General features: G+C 49.4%; 1 pseudogene. It reads right to left on the bottom strand.

What is annotated here, in order from left to right:
- Positions 1-271, bottom strand: a pseudogene (locus tag AACR11_RS29810) (hypothetical protein); the annotation flags it as partial.

Here is a 271-nt window from a genome sequence, read left to right as displayed (position 1 = left end):
GCCCGCTAGCTTGAGCATTTTTACCACGTCATTGTATTTGGTTCTTGAGATCGGTTGACGCCAAATCTGAGAGTGCAGACCTCGAAGCTCGTAATGCGTGATCCCACGTAGCAGTTCGTTACCATGCTCATCAAACACCGGTTGCTCGTTCTTGCTCTTATCAGCATAGCGCCCAATACGATGACCATCGATGTTCATCGTACAAAACATGGTCGTCACGGTTTGCACGATCGCGACGCGTTGCTTGGCTTGAAGGGTTTTTTGACCGCTT

The sequence above is a fragment of the Vibrio sp. L85 genome (assembly GCF_963871815.1).
Taxonomy (GTDB): domain Bacteria; phylum Pseudomonadota; class Gammaproteobacteria; order Enterobacterales; family Vibrionaceae; genus Vibrio; species Vibrio harveyi.
Note: the sequence above shows the minus strand (reverse complement) of the source record. Positions and strands in the feature narration are given on the sequence as shown.